Raw genomic sequence first — 15933 nt, forward strand, 5'->3', positions numbered from 1 at the left:
CCATTCGTGGGACAGTATCCCTGACAGCCTACAAAACGCAATTGAAGAACGCGAGGCATCGTCTTAACGAGGCACCGAGGCGTCGCATTCTTCAGATGGTTCAACCCTTAAGTTAGCGCTTATGGGAGGACTCCCCCCATCAGATCATTTTACGATGGTTTTCACGCCGTCAGCGGTGCCGATCAGCGCCACATCCGCGCCACGGTTGGCGAATAGCCCTACGGTCACTACGCCCGGAATGCCGTTGATGGCATTTTCCAGCGCAATCGCGTCAAGAATTTCCAGACCGTGAACGTCGAGGATCACGTTACCGTTGTCGGTGACTACACCCTGACGGTATTCCGGACGACCGCCAAGCTTCACCAGCTGACGGGCAACCGCGCTACGGGCCATTGGGATCACTTCGACCGGCAGCGGGAAATTACCCAGAATGTCGACCTGCTTGGAGGCGTCCGCGATGCAGATAAACTTGTCCGCAACGGAGGCGATGATTTTTTCGCGCGTCAGCGCCGCGCCGCCGCCTTTGATCATCTGCATGTGGCCGTTGATTTCATCCGCGCCGTCAACGTAAATCCCCAGACGATCCACTTCGTTGAGATCGAAAACGGTAATGCCGAGGCTTTTCAGCTTTTCCGTGGAAGCATCAGAGCTGGAAACCGCGCCCTCGATTTGCCCCTTCATCGTGCCCAGCGCATCGATAAAGTGTGCCGCGGTTGATCCCGTACCGACACCGACAATGGTACCCGGCTGTACGTACTGGAGAGCGGCCCATCCTACTGCTTTTTTCAGTTCATCCTGCGTCATGATCGTTTTGCCTGTGGTGTGAAAACTCAGGGCGCATTATAGAACACGTCGAATGGAATTCGTCTGCCACAAAGGGAAAATTGTGTCATAGTGCAGATTAAGCAAAATTAAGGAGTCAGCCAGAGCAATGAAACGTCCGGACTACAGAACACTACAGGCACTTGATGCAGTTATTCGTGAACGAGGTTTTGAGCGCGCGGCGCAAAAGCTTTGCATCACCCAGTCCGCCGTATCACAGCGTATAAAACAGCTTGAAAACATGTTCGGCCAGCCGCTGCTGGTGCGTACCGTGCCGCCACGTCCAACCGAGCAAGGGCAAAAACTCCTCGCCCTGCTGCGCCAGGTTGAACTGCTGGAAGACGAGTGGCTGGGTGACGAACAAACGGGCTCTACGCCGCTGCTGCTCTCTCTGGCGGTCAACGCCGACAGTCTGGCAACCTGGCTGCTGCCGGCTCTTGCGCCGGTATTAGCAGATTCCCCTATCCGCCTGAACTTACAGGTTGAAGATGAAACCCGAACCCAGGAGCGCCTGCGTCGCGGTGAAGTGGTTGGGGCCGTCAGTATTCAGCCTCAGGCGCTGCCAAGCTGTCTTGTCGATCAGCTGGGCGCACTGGACTACCTGTTTGTGGGGTCAAAAGCCTTTGCCGAGCGCTACTTCCCCAACGGCGTCACCCGCGCCGCGCTGCTGAAAGCCCCTGCCGTGGCGTTCGACCATCTGGACGATATGCATCAGGCATTCCTGCAGCAAAACTTCGATCTGCCGCCTGGCAGCGTGCCGTGCCATATCGTCAACTCGTCTGAAGCCTTCGTGCAGCTTGCGCGCCAGGGCACCACCTGCTGCATGATCCCGCACCTGCAGATTGAGAAAGAGTTGAAAAGCGGTGAGCTGATTGACCTGACGCCGGGGCTGTATCAGCGCCGGATGCTCTACTGGCACCGTTTTGCGCCGGAAAGCCGTATGATGCGCAACGTCACCGACGCGCTGCTGGCATACGGGCATAAGGTGTTGAGACAGGATTAAAAAGAAAAGCCGGGTGGCAGCTACGCCTTACCCGGCCTACAGATTACTGAGCAGGTTTCGGCTGTGCTGAAACTGGTTCCAGCTGGAAGACCACATCGACCTGATCGTCGAACTGAATAGTTGGCTGCTCGTAAGTTTCCTGAGCGGACACCGGGGCTGCATCAGCCTTCATCATACGAACCATCGGGCTTGGCTGGTAGTTAGAGACGTGGTAACGCACGCTATAAACCGGGCCGAGCTTGCTCTTAAAGCCAGAAGCCAGCTGTTCCGCCTGGTGAATGGCATCATCAATAGCCGCTTTACGCGCTTCGTCTTTGTATTTCTCCGGTTGCGCAACGCCCAGCGACACGGAACGAATTTCGTTGAGACCCGCCTTCAGCGCACCGTCCAGCAGCGAGTTAAGCTTATCCAGCTGACGCACCGTCACTTCAACGGTACGCACGGCGCGGTAGCCCTTCAGGATGCTTTTACCATTCTGGTAGTCGTAATCGGGTTGAGTACGCAGGTTAGCGGAGTTGATATCTTTTTTACCGACACCGTTCTGCTCGAGGAAAGAGAGGTATTGCGCAACGCGATCGTCAGCCTGCTTCTTGGCCGTCGCCGCATCTTTCGCCGCCACATTCACCTCAATTGCCAGGGTTGCAACATCGGGTACCGCGTCCACGCTTGCGGTGCCTGAAGTGACGATGTGCGGGCCATCCGGCAGTTCACTTGCCTGCACCGACACCGCCCCAAAACTTACTAATGCCGCCAGGGCCATCACCTTAAACTTCACTGTTATTCCTCCATGTTGCGAAGAGTGCCCATTAACAGGGCGCATGCCAGCAAGCTTAGCGGGTCTTATTCAGTTGTCCATAAGACAAGGATTAGTTGAACAATTCCTGAACGTGATGAATCCCCTCTTTCGCCAGCTGGAAAGCGATAAACCACATCACCAGGCCGACTAGGGTATTAATGATGCGCTGGGCTTTGGCCGTACGAAGGCGGGGCGCCAGCCATGCCGCCAGAATGGCGAGACCGAAGAACCAGAGGAACGAGGCGCTGACCGTACCGAGCGCAAACCACCGTTTCGGCTCAACGTCCAGCTGTCCGCCCAGGCTGCCCAGCACCACAAAGGTGTCGAGATAAACATGCGGATTAAGCCAGGTGACCGCCAGCATGGTGACGATAATCTTCCAGCGGCCCTGCTTCATGACCTCCGCGCTCGCCAGCTCGAGGTTGCTGCTCATCGCCGTTTTCAGGGCACCAAAACCGTACCAGAGCAGAAACGCCACGCCGCCCCAGGTAACCAGCGCCAGCAGCCACGGAGACTGCATCAGCAGCGCGCTGCCGCCAAAAATCCCGGCGCAGATCAGTAGCAAATCGCTTACCGCGCACAGCAGGGCAATCATCAGATGGTACTGGCGGCGGATGCCCTGATTCATCACGAACGCATTTTGCGGTCCGAGCGGAAGGATCATGGCCGCGCCTAAGGCAAGCCCTTGAAAATAATAAGATAGCATGACGATTTTCTCGCAGTGTTGTTCTGGAGGCTGACTATACTGCGCGAATCACATTAGAGGAAATGGATAATATTAATTGGGTATTAGCGGAGCTTATGAAAGCAAGGCCCGGTGGCGCGAGCGCCTACCGGGCCTACGGGTGACGCTATTCTGCTTCTTTGACTTTTTTGACGTTTACGTCCATCTGCGGATACGGGAAGCTGATGCCGTTGGCGTCGAAGTCGCGCTTAATGCGTTCCAGCACGTCCCAGTACACGTTTTGCAGATCGCTGCTTTTGCTCCAGATGCGCACCACAAAGTTAATGGAGGAAGCACCGAGTTCGTTCAGGCGAACCGTCTGCTCTTTGTCTTTCAGAATGCGATCGTCTGAAGCAATGATATTAGTAATCAGCGACTTCACCTGATCGATATCGGAGTCATACGCCACGCTGATAATCAGTTCGTTACGACGCACCGGTTCACGGGAGAAGTTAATAATGTTGCCTGCAATGATTTTCCCGTTCGGCACGACCACAATGCGGCCATCAACGGTACGCATAGTGGTTGAGAAAATCTGCACCTGCAGCACGGTTCCGGCAATGCCGCCCAGGTCAACGTATTCGCCAGAGCGGAACGGACGGAAGGTGACCAGCAGCACGCCTGCCGCCAGGTTTGAAAGCGAGCCCTGCAGCGCCAGACCAATAGCCAGACCAGCTGCACCGAGAACGGCTATGACGGAGGCGGTCTGCACGCCCACACGGCCCAGCGCCGCAATCAGCGTAAAGGCGATAACGCCGTAGCGCACCAGTGCGGAGAGGAAGTCAGCCACCGTGGCGTCAATGTGACGGGCCAGCATCACACGGTTAACCGCGTTCGATACGATACGCGCCACGATCATCCCGACGATGATGATGGCAATCGCCGCGACAATGTTCACGGCATAGCTCAGCAATAGCGCCTGGTTGCGTACCAGCCAGTTACCGGCGTTATTGATGCTGTCTACAACATCGAGTTGTTCCATTTATTCTTCCTTTTGTTAAACCAAAACACAAAATCCATCCCCCATGGAGACAGGCAGGTTCGTAAAGGGTAAACAAAAAGCGCCGGGTTTGCCAAACAGATCACAAAAACAGGTCTGGCAGGGTATTGAAAAAGCATAAAAAAAGGCCCGCATTTGCGGGCCTTCTGATGCTGTTAGCAGCTCAAATTACAGAACGTCGATCGCGTTCAGTTCTTTGAAAGCCTGCTCCAGACGGGTCACCATGGACGTCTGAGCAGCGCGCAGCCATACGCGTGGATCGTAGTATTTCTTGTTCGGCTGGTCTTCGCCTTTCGGGTTGCCCAGCTGGCCCTGCAGGTAAGCTTCGTTCGCTTTGTAGTACTGCAGGATACCGTCCCAGGTTGCCCACTGGGTATCGGTATCGATGTTCATTTTCACTACGCCGTAGCTTACGGAGTCTTTGATTTCCTGAGCAGAAGAACCGGAACCGCCGTGGAAGACGAAGTTCAGGCTGTTGTGCGGCAGGTTGTGTTTCTTAGACACGTATTCCTGAGAATCACGCAGGATGGTCGGGGTCAGAACCACGTTACCTGGTTTGTAAACGCCGTGTACGTTACCGAAGGACGCTGCGATGGTGAAGCGTGGGCTGATCTTGCTCAGCTCGGTGTAAGCGTAATCAACGTCTTCTGGCTGGGTGTACAGGGCAGAAGCGTCCATGTGGCTGTTGTCCACGCCGTCTTCTTCACCACCGGTGCAGCCCAGTTCGATTTCCAGGGTCATGTCCATTTTGGCCATGCGCGCCAGGTACTTAGAGCAGATTTCGATGTTTTCGTGCAGTGACTCTTCAGACAGGTCGATCATGTGAGAAGAGAACAGTGGCTTACCGGTTGCCGCGAAGTGTTTTTCACCCGCGTCCAGCAGACCGTCGATCCACGGCAGCAGTTTCTTCGCGCAGTGGTCAGTGTGCAGGATAACTGGAACACCGTAGTGTTCAGCCATCTGGTGAACGTGGTGCGCACCAGAGATAGCGCCCAGGATTGCAGCACCCTGAGGAATGTCAGTTTTCACGCCTTTACCTGCGATGAACGCAGCGCCGCCGTTAGAGAACTGAACGATAACTGGAGCTTTAACTTTAGCTGCAGTTTCCAGTACGGCGTTGATGGAGTCGGTACCCACGCAGTTAACTGCTGGCAAAGCGAAGTTGTTTTCTTTAGCTACCTGGAACACTTTCTGTACGTCATCACCAGTGATAACGCCAGGTTTTACGAAATCAAAAATTTTAGACATGTTGCTTAGTCCTGTATCTTCGGCCGTTAGAAAAGGTGCGAGCTCTTAAAAGCGCGCTGAAAATTGGGCAGGTTTCCCTGCCCTTGAATGGCTTACTTCTTAGCGCGCTCTTCGAGCATTGCTACTGCTGGCAGTACTTTGCCTTCCACGAATTCCAGGAATGCACCGCCACCAGTGGAGATGTAGGAGATCTTGTCAGCGATACCGAACAGGTCGATTGCTGCCAGGGTGTCACCACCGCCTGCGATAGAGAACGCTTCGCTGTCTGCGATAGCGTTAGCAACGATTTCAGTACCTTTGCGGAAGTTCGGGAATTCGAACACGCCAACAGGACCGTTCCACAGGATAGTTTTTGCGTTTTTGAGGATTTCAGCCAATTTCTGTGCAGAAACGTCGCCCAGGTCCAGAATCTGCTCTTCATCTTTGATGTCGTTTACAGATTTCAGGGTCGCGGTTGCGGTTTCGGAGAACTCGGTCGCGACGCGAACGTCAGTTGGAACCGGGATATCGCAGGTGCCCAGCAGGCGTTTGGCTTCGTCAACCAGGTCTGCTTCGTACAGAGATTTGCCCACGTTGTGGCCCTGAGCGGCAACGAAGGTGTTCGCGATACCACCGCCAACGATCAGCTGGTCAGCGATTTTAGACAGGGAATCCAGAACGGTCAGTTTGGTAGAAACTTTAGAACCACCAACGATAGCCACCATCGGACGAGCTGGTTCTTTCAGTGCTTTACCCAGCGCTTCCAGTTCGTCAGCCAGCAGAGGACCGGCACACGCTACGTCTGCGAATTTACCGATACCGTGGGTTGACGCCTGTGCACGGTGAGCAGTACCGAAGGCATCCATCACGAATACGTCGCACAGTGCAGCGTATTTTTTGGACAGGGTTTCGTCGTCTTTCTTCTCGCCTTTGTTGAAGCGAACGTTTTCCAGAACAACCAGTTCACCGGCCGCAACTTCAACGCCGTCCAGGTAATCTTTCACCAGGCGAACCGGGTTGGACAGTTTGTCTTTCAGGTAATTAACCACTGGCAGCAGAGAGAACTCTTCGTTGTACTCGCCTTCAGTTGGACGCCCCAGGTGGGAGGTGACCATCACTTTCGCGCCCTGCTTCAGAGCCAGTTCGATGGTTGGCAGAGATGCACGGATACGCGCGTCGCTGGTCACTTTGCCATCTTTAACCGGTACGTTCAGATCGGCACGGATGAAAACGCGTTTACCAGCCAGATCCAGATCGGTCATCTTAATTACAGACATGGTGAATCCTCTCGTTGATTCTTAAAGTTTTGCAGACGCACGATGCGTCTTACCTGAAACCTTGAGCGGCCATTGCTAACGTGGTGTCGAGCATTCGGTTAGCAAAGCCCCATTCGTTATCACACCAGACCAGCGTCTTGATAAGGTGTGCGCCACTAACCCTCGTTTGCGTGCCATCAACGATGGCACTGTGCGGGTCGTGGTTAAAATCTACTGAGACCAACGGTAATTCCGTATAGTCAACTATACCATGAAATGCCCCCTGTGCCGCTTTTTGCAGCAACAGGTTGACTTCACAGGCTTTTACAGGTTTTTTCACCGTCACGCTAAGGTCGATTGCAGTAACGTTAATCGTTGGAACACGCACGGCAATCGCTTCAAACCTGTCATTAAACTGCGGAAAAATTCGGGTGATCCCTGCCGCCAGTTTTGTATCCACCGGAATGATTGACTGGCTCGCCGCGCGAGTGCGTCGTAAATCCGGATGGTAGGCGTCGATAACCTGCTGATCGTGCATGGCGGAATGAATCGTGGTCACGGTGCCGGATTCAATGCCATACGCATCGTCTAACAGTTTGATGACCGGAATAATGCAGTTGGTGGTACAGGAGGCGTTGGAAACAATGCGGTGTTCGGCCTGCAGCTCATGCTGGTTGACGCCAAACACGACGGTCGCGTCGAGGTCGTTACTGCCGGGATGAGAAAACAGGACTTTTTTCGCGCCTGCAGTCAGATGCGCTTCGCCGTGTTCGCGGTTGCCATAAACACCGGTACAGTCAAGCACGACATCCACACTCAGTTCACGCCAGGGTAGCCCGGAAATGCTGTTCTCATGCAGAACACGAATAGCGTCATCACCCACAAAAAGCAGATCTCTTTCCTGACGCACATCCCAGGCGAAACGTCCGTGGCTGGTGTCATACTTCAATAAATGCGCCATGCCCGCAGCATCCGCCAGTTCATTGATTGCCACCACGGTTACTTCCGCCCGACGTCCGGATTCATACAAAGCACGAACCACGTTACGCCCGATGCGACCGAAGCCATTAATCGCTACGCGTACGGTCATAGATCTCCTGCAAAGCAATCCCTGAGTTTGAGGTGGCTGAAAGAGTAATCCAGCTACGCCCGAAGGGGAATCCTTGCTGTCACAAACTGCGATTGATTGGTCAATTGTCGAACATTTAATCGACTGAAACGCTTCAGCAAGAATAAGCGAATCGGGGAATAAAAGGAATGTCTGTCCAGATGAATAAGAGAGCTATATGACTTGCGTCACATTTTAGGTGGAATAATGACGCAAAAAAAGCCGGGTGGCGCGCTAGCGCTTACCCGGCCTACTTTCGAGCCATTTGTAGACCCGGTAAGCGTAGCGCCACCGGGCAAAACGGCGATTACAGCAGCTCTTTCGCTTTCGCGACAACGTTCTCAACGGTGAAGCCGAACTCTTCGAACAGCTGCTCTGCCGGAGCAGACTCACCGAAGGTGGTCATACCGACGATGGCACCGTTCAGGCCCACGTATTTGAACCAGTAGTCAGCGATACCCGCTTCCACTGCCACACGCGCGGAAACCGCTTTAGGCAGAACGGATTCACGGTAAGCGGCATCCTGCTTGTCAAACGCATCGGTAGACGGCATGGAGACCACGCGCGCCTTCACGCCTTCGGCAGTCAGTTTTTCCCATGCGGCAACAGCCAGCTCAACTTCAGAACCGGTAGCGATGAAGATCAGCTCAGGCTGGCCCGTGCAATCTTTCAGCACGTAACCACCGCGAGCGATGTTCGCCAACTGCTCAGGGGTACGCTCCTGCTGCGCCAGGTTCTGACGGGAGAGGATCAGCGCGGTTGGACCGTCCTTACGCTCAACGCCGTATTTCCACGCCACCGCGGATTCAACCTGGTCACATGGACGCCATGTGCTCATGTTCGGGGTCACGCGCAGGGAAGCCACCTGCTCTACCGGCTGGTGAGTTGGGCCGTCTTCGCCCAGACCGATGGAGTCGTGGGTGTAGACCATCACCTGACGCTGTTTCATCAGCGCCGCCATACGCACGGCGTTACGGGCATATTCAACGAACATCAGGAAGGTAGAGGTGTACGGCAGGAAACCGCCGTGCAGGGAGATACCGTTGGCAATCGCGGTCATACCGAATTCACGTACACCGTAATGGATGTAGTTACCGGCAGTATCTTCGTTGATTGGCTTAGAACCAGACCACAGAGTCAGGTTAGATGGCGCCAGGTCAGCGGAGCCGCCCAGGAATTCTGGTAGCCATGGGCCGAACGCTTCAATCGCATTCTGAGACGCTTTACGGCTCGCGATTTTAGACGGGTTCGCCTGCAGCTTAGCGATAAACTCGTTCGCTTTCGCGTCGAAGTCAGACGGCATGTCACCTTTCATACGACGGGTGAATTCAGCCGCTTCCTGTGGGAAGGCTTTCGCGTAAGCAGCGAACTTCTCGTTCCAGGCCGCTTCTTTCGCCTGGCCTACTTCTTTTGCATCCCACTGAGCGTAGATCTCGGATGGGATTTCAAATGCAGGGTGTTTCCAGCCCAGCGCTTCGCGGGTCAGTGCGATTTCTGCATCGCCCAGCGGCGCGCCGTGGGAGTCGTGCGTACCCGCTTTGTTCGGTGAACCGAAGCCGATGATGGTTTTGCACATCAGCAGGGACGGCTTGTCCGTCACCGCGCGCGCTTCTTCTACTGCACGTTTAATCGAGTCAGCATCGTGACCATCAACGCCACGCACAACGTGCCAGCCGTAGGCTTCGAAACGTGCTGCGGTGTCGTCGGTGAACCAGCCTTCAACGTGACCGTCGATGGAGATACCGTTGTCGTCATAGAACGCAACCAGTTTACCCAGCTTCAGGGTACCTGCCAGGGAGCACACTTCGTGAGAAATGCCTTCCATCATGCAGCCGTCGCCCATGAACGCGTAGGTGAAGTGGTCAACGATGTCGTGACCAGGACGGTTGAACTGCGCCGCCAGGGTCTTCTCTGCAATCGCCATACCCACGGCGTTAGCAATACCCTGACCCAGCGGGCCGGTGGTGGTTTCTACGCCAGCGGTGTAGCCCACTTCCGGGTGACCTGGAGTTTTGGAGTGCAGCTGACGGAAGTTTTTCAGCTCTTCAATTGGCAGATCGTAGCCGGTGAGGTGCAGCAGGCTATAGATCAGCATAGAGCCGTGGCCGTTGGACAGCACGAAGCGGTCGCGGTCAGCCCATGACGGGTTCTGCGGGTTGTGGTTCAGGAAATCACGCCACAGGACTTCGGCGATATCAGCCATACCCATAGGGGCCCCTGGGTGGCCGGATTTGGCTTTCTGAACTGCGTCCATGCTCAGCGCACGAATAGCATTAGCAAGCTCTTTACGTGAGGACATTTTAACTCCAGATCGGACTGTTAAAGGCCATGCCCTTGACGACAGCGCGTTTTGGGCTACGCCGGAAAAAAGTGCCAACAATGTAACCCAAGCGGCATGCCATGTACATGGACCATTCTTTTGCAGCTTAAGAAATCTCTGGATCATGCTCGCATGTTGCGCAATCTACTCGCCCGGCCCTGTAGATATTCCTTATACTTAGCCCGACACCGGCTTCGCTGACGGTGACCTTTTCGGATTTTATTCAGATTAACGAGTACGGAAGCAACCTCATGAAAATGCGTGCAATAGTGCTGGCCCTGGGTACAACGCTCCTGCTGAGCGGCTGTCAGAATATGGATTCTAACGGTCTGATGACGTCAGGGGCAGAGGCCTTTCAGGCCTATTCCCTGAGCGATGCGCAGGTGAAAGCGCTGAGCGACCAGGCCTGTAAAGATATGGACGGAAAAGCCACGCTTGCGCCGGCCAACAGTACCTACACGCAGCGTCTGAATAAGATTGCTTCCGCGCTGGGCGACAACATCAACGGCCAGCCGGTGAACTACAAGGTGTACATGGCGAAAGACGTCAACGCCTTCGCGATGGCGAATGGCTGTATCCGCGTTTACAGCGGACTGATGGACATGATGACCGACAATGAAGTGGAAGCGGTTATCGGCCATGAAATGGGCCACGTTGCCCTGGGCCACGTGAAGAAAGGGATGCAGGTTGCCCTGGGCACCAATGCCATCCGCGCAGCGGCGGCCTCTGCGGGCGGGATCGTTGGCAGCCTGTCACAGTCACAGCTTGGCGACGTGGGTGAAAAGCTGGTTAACTCTCAGTTCTCACAGCGTCAGGAGTCCGAGGCGGATGACTACTCCTACGATCTGTTGCGCAAACGCGGCATTAATCCATCAGGCTTAGCCACCAGCTTCGAAAAACTGGCCAAGCTGGAAGCGGGACGCCAAAGCTCCATGTTTGACGATCACCCGGCCTCAGAAGAACGCGCGCAGCATATTCGCGACCGTATGGCCGCAGACGGAATTAAATAATTTCAGAAGGAGGCAGTTTTGCCTCCTTTTTATTTCGCATGAATTGTTAACTTAACAGCACGTATCGATAACATCCCTGAAAGCCCCGCCAAATCTGCCCTATCACATTGAAATGTCTGGTCACATAATTATTGCAAAGGTCACTTTTTCCGGTAATTATCACCTCCGCAGTTATTCAAATTAATATATCCAGACAGAGACGTTCCCTCCGTGAAAAAAGAATTATCATTAGTTGCTCTAAGCTTATTTGCCGCATTACCTGCCGCTGCAAGCCAGCAATCCGACAGCCAGGGTTTTATTGACGACAGCCATCTGGATCTGTTTTTCCGCAATGCATATATCAGCCGCGACTACCATCAGGGCCAGCAGGACAAAGCCGAATGGGGTCAGGGTATCATCGCCACGTTTGCATCCGGCTATACTGAAGGGCTGGTGGGCTTTGGTGTGGACGGTATTGCTCAATATGGCGTGCGCCTGGACGGCGGCCGCGGCAAAAGCGGCGCAGGCGGCATCGACTTCTTTAAACAGGAAGATAATGGTCGGGCAAAATCCGATCTGGCAAAGTTTGGCGCAACCGCCAAAATGCGCATCTCCAATACCGTACTGAGCTACGGGAATCAGCGTCCTGAGCTGCCCATCGTCAATGCCGACAGCTCTCGCCTGCTCTTTGAAAGCTACACCGGCACCCTGCTGACCTCGAAAGAGATCGATGGTCTGGAAGTCAACGCCGGTTATTTCACGGACGAGCAGCGCAAAAGTGACGACCGCCACGACAGCGGACTGAAGAGCCTCTCCTTCGGCGGCGCGAGCTACCAGTTTAACGACCAGTTCAGCGGCGCGCTTTACGCCTCTCATAATGAAGAGGTGATGAACAAGCAGTACCTGGGCCTGAACTTCAAGCAGCCGTTCAGCACCGGGCAGCAGCTGGTGCTCGACTTCAACGGCTATAACTCCCGTCTCGACCAGGGTTACGCGGACAGCCTCGATACGGGCCGCAGCAACGCTATCTGGAGCCTGGCGGCGAGCTACATCTGGGATATTCACACGTTCAAAGTAGCGTACCAGCAGAGCAACGGCAGTACCGGCTACAACTACGGCGGCTATCGTGACAAGGGCGGCGTGGGTGACGGCGGTAACACCATCTGGCTGGCGAACTCCTACTGGTCAGATTTTAACGGCGAAGATGAACGTTCATGGCAGGCTTCCTACGGTCTGGACTTTAGCGGCCTTGGCTTACCGGGCCTGAGCTGGACCACCGCCTACGTGCGTGGCGATAACATCAAAACCTCTGAAACCAGCAACGGCAAAGAGCACGAGTGGTTTAACCAGATCCAGTACCAGGTGCAGGATGGTCCGGCTAAGGATCTGAAGCTTAAACTGCGCTACTCCGTGCTGCGCGTCTCCAGCAATGCCAGCGAGTACAACGTGGGCGGGGACGAGATCCGCGCTTACGTGGAATACCCGTTTAACGTGTTCTAAAGGCAATAAAAAACCTCTCAATAGAGAGGTTTTTTTTCACGCCAGGCGAGGCTTATTCGCCTTTTTTAGCAGCCTGAATGTAGAGCATTTCCAGTGCCAGGGTCGCTGCGGCCAGCGCAGTGATCTCGGACTGGTCATAGGCAGGCGCCACTTCCACCACGTCCATCCCGACAATGTTCAGATCCTTCAGGCCGCGCACCAGCTTGATGGCGCGGTCTGAGGTCAGGCCGCCGATAACCGGCGTACCGGTACCCGGTGCAAAAGCCGGATCCAGGCAGTCGATGTCGAAGGTCAGATACACGGGCATATCACCCACAATCTGCTTCACCTGAGCGAGGATGTCATCAACGCCGCGATCGTTAACCTGGCCCGCATCCAGCACGGTGAAGCCGTTATCTTTGTCGAACTCGGTGCGAATACCGATCTGCACGGAGTGGTTCGGGTCGATCAGACCTTCGTTCGGCGCGGTAAAGAACATGGTGCCGTGGTCAAACTCACAGCCGTTCGCGTAGGTGTCGGTATGCGCATCAAAGTGTACCAGCGCCATTTTACCGAAGTGCTTCGCGTGGGCGCGCAGCAGCGGCAGGGTCACGAAGTGGTCGCCGCCGAAGGAGAGCATGCGCTTACCGGCAGCCAGCAGCTTCTCGGCGTGGGCCTGCAGCTTTTCGCTCATCTCACGCGCGTCGCCGAAGGCATACACCAGGTCACCGCAGTCCACCACGTTCAGGCGCTCGCGCATGTCGAAGTTCCACGGGAAGCGGTTGTGCTCCCAGGCCAGGTTAGTGGAAACCTGACGGATCGCCGCCGGGCCGTGACGACCACCCGCGCGGCCAGATGTCGCCATATCGAACGGCACACCGGTGATCACCCAGTCAGCGTCGCTGTCGTACGGCTGGAAGTTCATCGGAAGGCGTAAAAAACCAAACGCGTTAGATACCAGAGAGTTATCGTACTGATGACCTAAAGTGCTCATGTCCTGACCTCTTTTAAAGTCGATACATTAAAAACAGATGAAAAAAAATCCCCTCCGCGTCGTTAAACCCGACGAGGAAGGGATTGATTCGTAAATCGCTTATTAGGGCGAATTATCGCCGGTAATGCATACGGGTTCAAGTGAGTATAGCATTCTGCCGGATGGCGGCTTTGCCTTATCCGGCCTACATTCGTAGGCCCGGTAAGCGCAGCGCCACCGGGCATCAGCGACTACTCGTCTTCCAGATACGTATATCCGTACAGACCCGCTTCAAACTCTTCCAGGAACTGCTGCTGGAGCGCGTCGTCCAGACCGGTGTTTTTCACCTGATCGCGGAACTGTGTCAGCAGGGTTTTCGGATCCAGCTGAACGTATTCCAGCATGTCCGCCACGGTGTCCCCTTCATCGGACAGCTCAACTTCCACGCTGCCGTCAGGGAACACGAACACGTCCACCGCTTCGGTATCACCGAACAGGTTATGCATGTTGCCGAGGATCTCCTGATACGCGCCGACCATAAAGAAGCCCAGCATCGGCGGGTTCTCCGGGTCGTATTCGGGCATTGGCATTGTCGTTGCGATACCGTCGCCGTCAACGTAGTGGTCGATAGCACCGTCGGAATCGCAGGTAATGTCCAGCAGCACCGCGCGACGTTCCGGGGCGTGGTTCAGCCCTTCCAGCGGCAGAACCGGGAACAGCTGATCGATACCCCAGGCATCCGGCATCGACTGGAACAGCGAGAAGTTGACGTAAATCTTATCCGCCATACGCTCCTGCAGCTCGTCGATAATCGGACGGTGCGCGCGGTTGCTCGGGTCGAGCTGCTTCTGCACTTCATGGCACATGTTCAGATAGAGCTGCTCGGCCCACGCGCGCTCCTGCAGGCTAAAGGTGCCTGAAGAGTAGCCGACGTGGATGTCGTGCAGGTCCATCTGGCTGTCGTGCAGCCATTCGCGCAGGGAACGACGCGTGCCCGGCTCGTGCATCTCCTGCCAGGTTTCCCACATGCTCTGCAGGGAACGCGGCGCATCGTCTGCCGGCGGCGTCGCTTCGGTGGTTTCGCTGCGCTCAACGCCGATGATGTTCGAGACCAGCACCGTATGGTGCGCGGTGACCGCGCGACCGGATTCGGTAATCACCGTCGGGTGCGGCAGGCCGTTCTCTTCACAGGCATCGCCGATCGCCCAGATGATGTTATTCGCGTATTCGTTCAGGCCGTAGTTCACGGAGCAGTCAGACTGCGAGCGGGTCCCTTCGTAGTCCACGCCCAGGCCGCCGCCCACGTCGAAGCACTGAATATTTACGCCAAGCTTATGCAGCTCCACGTAGAAACGCGCCGATTCACGTACGCCGGTGGCGATGTCGCGAATGTTGGCCATCTGCGAGCCGAGGTGGAAGTGCAGCAGCTGAATGCTGTCCAGACGACCGCGCTCGCGCAGGATTTCCACCAGCTGCAGTACCTGGTTTGCCGCCAGGCCGAACTTGGATTTTTCGCCGCCGGAGGACTGCCATTTGCCGGAACCCTGCGACGCCAGACGCGCACGCACGCCAAGGCGTGGCACCACGTTCAAACGCTCGGCTTCTTCCAGCACGATGGCGATTTCGGTCATCTTTTCGATAACCAGATAGACCTTGTGGCCCATCTTCTCACCAATCAGCGCCAGACGAATGTATTCACGGTCTTTATAGCCGTTACAGACGATCACTGAACGGGTCATGCCCGCATGCGCCAGAACTGCCATCAGTTCCGCTTTGGAACCCGCTTCCAGACCCAGCGGCTCGCCGGAGTGGATCAGAGATTCAATTACGCGGCGGTGCTGGTTCACCTTGATCGGGTAAACCAGGAAGTAGTCACCTTTATAACCGTAGGATTCACGCGCGCGCTTAAACGCGGCGTTAATCGAACGCAGGCGATGTTGCAGGATCTGCGGGAAGCAGAACAGTGCAGGCAAACGCTGGCCCTGAGCTTCACGGGCTTTAACCAGCTTCGCGAGATCCACGCGCGCTTCAGGGACGTCCGGATCCGGGCAGACGCTGATGTGGCCCAGTTCGTTGACGTCGTAATAGTTATTGCCCCACCAGGCAATATTGTAAGTGCGCAGCATCTTGCTGGCTTCCTCGGAGCTCATCGCAACCTCCTGCATAGAACGTAGTACACCCTGTTCGCCCGCTGACGAAGGCGAAAAAGAAGACATGTCGTCAGACATAGCGAACC

Annotated in this window: 13 protein-coding genes; 3 read left to right on the forward strand and 10 right to left on the reverse strand. The window is 55.4% G+C overall.

Going from position 1 to position 15933, the window contains the following annotated elements:
* Window positions 1–144: 144 nt before the first annotated feature.
* Window positions 145–804, reverse strand: a complete 660-nt coding sequence (rpiA, locus tag ACWYRJ_RS12035; protein WP_003860091.1) for a ribose-5-phosphate isomerase RpiA — start codon at window positions 802–804, stop codon at window positions 145–147.
* A gap of 127 nt (window positions 805–931) precedes the next feature.
* Here rpiA and argP point away from each other — a divergent pair, with 127 nt between their 5' ends.
* Window positions 932–1825, forward strand: a complete 894-nt coding sequence (gene argP, locus ACWYRJ_RS12040) for a DNA-binding transcriptional regulator ArgP (RefSeq protein WP_008499727.1) — start codon at window positions 932–934, stop codon at window positions 1823–1825.
* A gap of 43 nt (window positions 1826–1868) precedes the next feature.
* Here the strand turns inward: argP and ACWYRJ_RS12045 are convergent, their stop codons facing one another.
* From ACWYRJ_RS12045 to tkt, 7 genes are all read right to left on the reverse strand, one after another.
* Window positions 1869–2600, reverse strand: a complete 732-nt coding sequence (locus ACWYRJ_RS12045; protein WP_455507954.1) for an oxidative stress defense protein — start codon at window positions 2598–2600, stop codon at window positions 1869–1871.
* Between the two features lie 91 nt (window positions 2601–2691).
* Window positions 2692–3327, reverse strand: a complete 636-nt coding sequence (gene argO / locus ACWYRJ_RS12050; protein WP_021242063.1) for an arginine exporter ArgO — start codon at window positions 3325–3327, stop codon at window positions 2692–2694.
* Window positions 3328–3472: 145 nt separating this feature from the next.
* A complete protein-coding gene (locus ACWYRJ_RS12055; protein WP_111963216.1) occupies window positions 3473–4327 on the reverse strand; it encodes a small-conductance mechanosensitive channel MscS in 855 nt (284 codons plus the stop codon).
* Window positions 4328–4513: 186 nt separating this feature from the next.
* The gene (gene fbaA, locus ACWYRJ_RS12060; RefSeq protein WP_008499731.1) at window positions 4514–5593 is read right to left on the reverse strand and encodes a class II fructose-bisphosphate aldolase; all 1080 of its coding nucleotides are present in this window, start codon (window positions 5591–5593) and stop codon (window positions 4514–4516) included.
* 92 nt (window positions 5594–5685) lie between these two features.
* Window positions 5686–6849, reverse strand: a complete 1164-nt coding sequence (pgk, locus tag ACWYRJ_RS12065) for a phosphoglycerate kinase (protein WP_023309116.1) — start codon at window positions 6847–6849, stop codon at window positions 5686–5688.
* Between the two features lie 49 nt (window positions 6850–6898).
* Window positions 6899–7918, reverse strand: coding sequence for an erythrose-4-phosphate dehydrogenase (gene epd / locus ACWYRJ_RS12070; RefSeq protein WP_455507955.1), 1020 nt, complete (start codon window positions 7916–7918; stop codon window positions 6899–6901).
* Between the two features lie 325 nt (window positions 7919–8243).
* Window positions 8244–10235, reverse strand: a complete 1992-nt coding sequence (gene tkt / locus ACWYRJ_RS12075) for a transketolase (protein WP_149367661.1) — start codon at window positions 10233–10235, stop codon at window positions 8244–8246.
* Window positions 10236–10507: 272 nt separating this feature from the next.
* Here tkt and loiP point away from each other — a divergent pair, with 272 nt between their 5' ends.
* Together loiP and ACWYRJ_RS12085 are read left to right on the forward strand one after the other, a co-directional pair.
* Window positions 10508–11266: a metalloprotease LoiP gene (gene loiP / locus ACWYRJ_RS12080; RefSeq protein WP_021242066.1), complete on the forward strand. Its 759-nt coding sequence runs from the start codon at window positions 10508–10510 to the stop codon at window positions 11264–11266.
* A 210-nt stretch (window positions 11267–11476) separates the two neighbouring features.
* Window positions 11477–12745, forward strand: a complete 1269-nt coding sequence (locus tag ACWYRJ_RS12085) for an OprD family outer membrane porin (RefSeq protein WP_455507956.1) — start codon at window positions 11477–11479, stop codon at window positions 12743–12745.
* A gap of 52 nt (window positions 12746–12797) precedes the next feature.
* Here ACWYRJ_RS12085 and speB read toward each other — a convergent pair whose 3' ends face one another.
* Both speB and speA read right to left on the reverse strand, forming a co-directional pair.
* On the reverse strand, window positions 12798–13718 hold the full coding sequence (gene speB / locus ACWYRJ_RS12090; RefSeq protein WP_008499737.1) for an agmatinase: 921 nt from the start codon (window positions 13716–13718) through the stop codon (window positions 12798–12800).
* Between the two features lie 230 nt (window positions 13719–13948).
* Complete coding sequence (gene speA / locus ACWYRJ_RS12095; RefSeq protein ID WP_008499744.1) at window positions 13949–15925, reverse strand: biosynthetic arginine decarboxylase; 1977 nt, start codon at window positions 15923–15925, stop codon at window positions 13949–13951.
* Window positions 15926–15933 lie beyond the last annotated feature (8 nt).

Source organism: Enterobacter sp., assembly GCF_977039595.1.

What these genes read in the sequence shown, in the direction of transcription:
- argP (WP_008499727.1), top strand. Translation starts at nt 932, where the DNA reads ATGAAACGTCCGGACTACAGAACACTACAGGCACTTGATGCAGTTATT.
- tkt (WP_149367661.1), bottom strand. Translation starts at nt 10,235, where the DNA reads ATGTCCTCACGTAAAGAGCTTGCTAATGCTATTCGTGCGCTGAGCATG.
- loiP (WP_021242066.1), top strand. Translation starts at nt 10,508, where the DNA reads ATGAAAATGCGTGCAATAGTGCTGGCCCTGGGTACAACGCTCCTGCTG.
- ACWYRJ_RS12055 (WP_111963216.1), bottom strand. Translation starts at nt 4,327, where the DNA reads ATGGAACAACTCGATGTTGTAGACAGCATCAATAACGCCGGTAACTGG.
- argO (WP_021242063.1), bottom strand. Translation starts at nt 3,327, where the DNA reads ATGCTATCTTATTATTTTCAAGGGCTTGCCTTAGGCGCGGCCATGATC.
- epd (WP_455507955.1), bottom strand. Translation starts at nt 7,918, where the DNA reads ATGACCGTACGCGTAGCGATTAATGGCTTCGGTCGCATCGGGCGTAAC.
- fbaA (WP_008499731.1), bottom strand. Translation starts at nt 5,593, where the DNA reads ATGTCTAAAATTTTTGATTTCGTAAAACCTGGCGTTATCACTGGTGAT.
- pgk (WP_023309116.1), bottom strand. Translation starts at nt 6,849, where the DNA reads ATGTCTGTAATTAAGATGACCGATCTGGATCTGGCTGGTAAACGCGTT.
- speB (WP_008499737.1), bottom strand. Translation starts at nt 13,718, where the DNA reads ATGAGCACTTTAGGTCATCAGTACGATAACTCTCTGGTATCTAACGCG.
- speA (WP_008499744.1), bottom strand. Translation starts at nt 15,925, where the DNA reads ATGTCTGACGACATGTCTTCTTTTTCGCCTTCGTCAGCGGGCGAACAG.
- rpiA (WP_003860091.1), bottom strand. Translation starts at nt 804, where the DNA reads ATGACGCAGGATGAACTGAAAAAAGCAGTAGGATGGGCCGCTCTCCAG.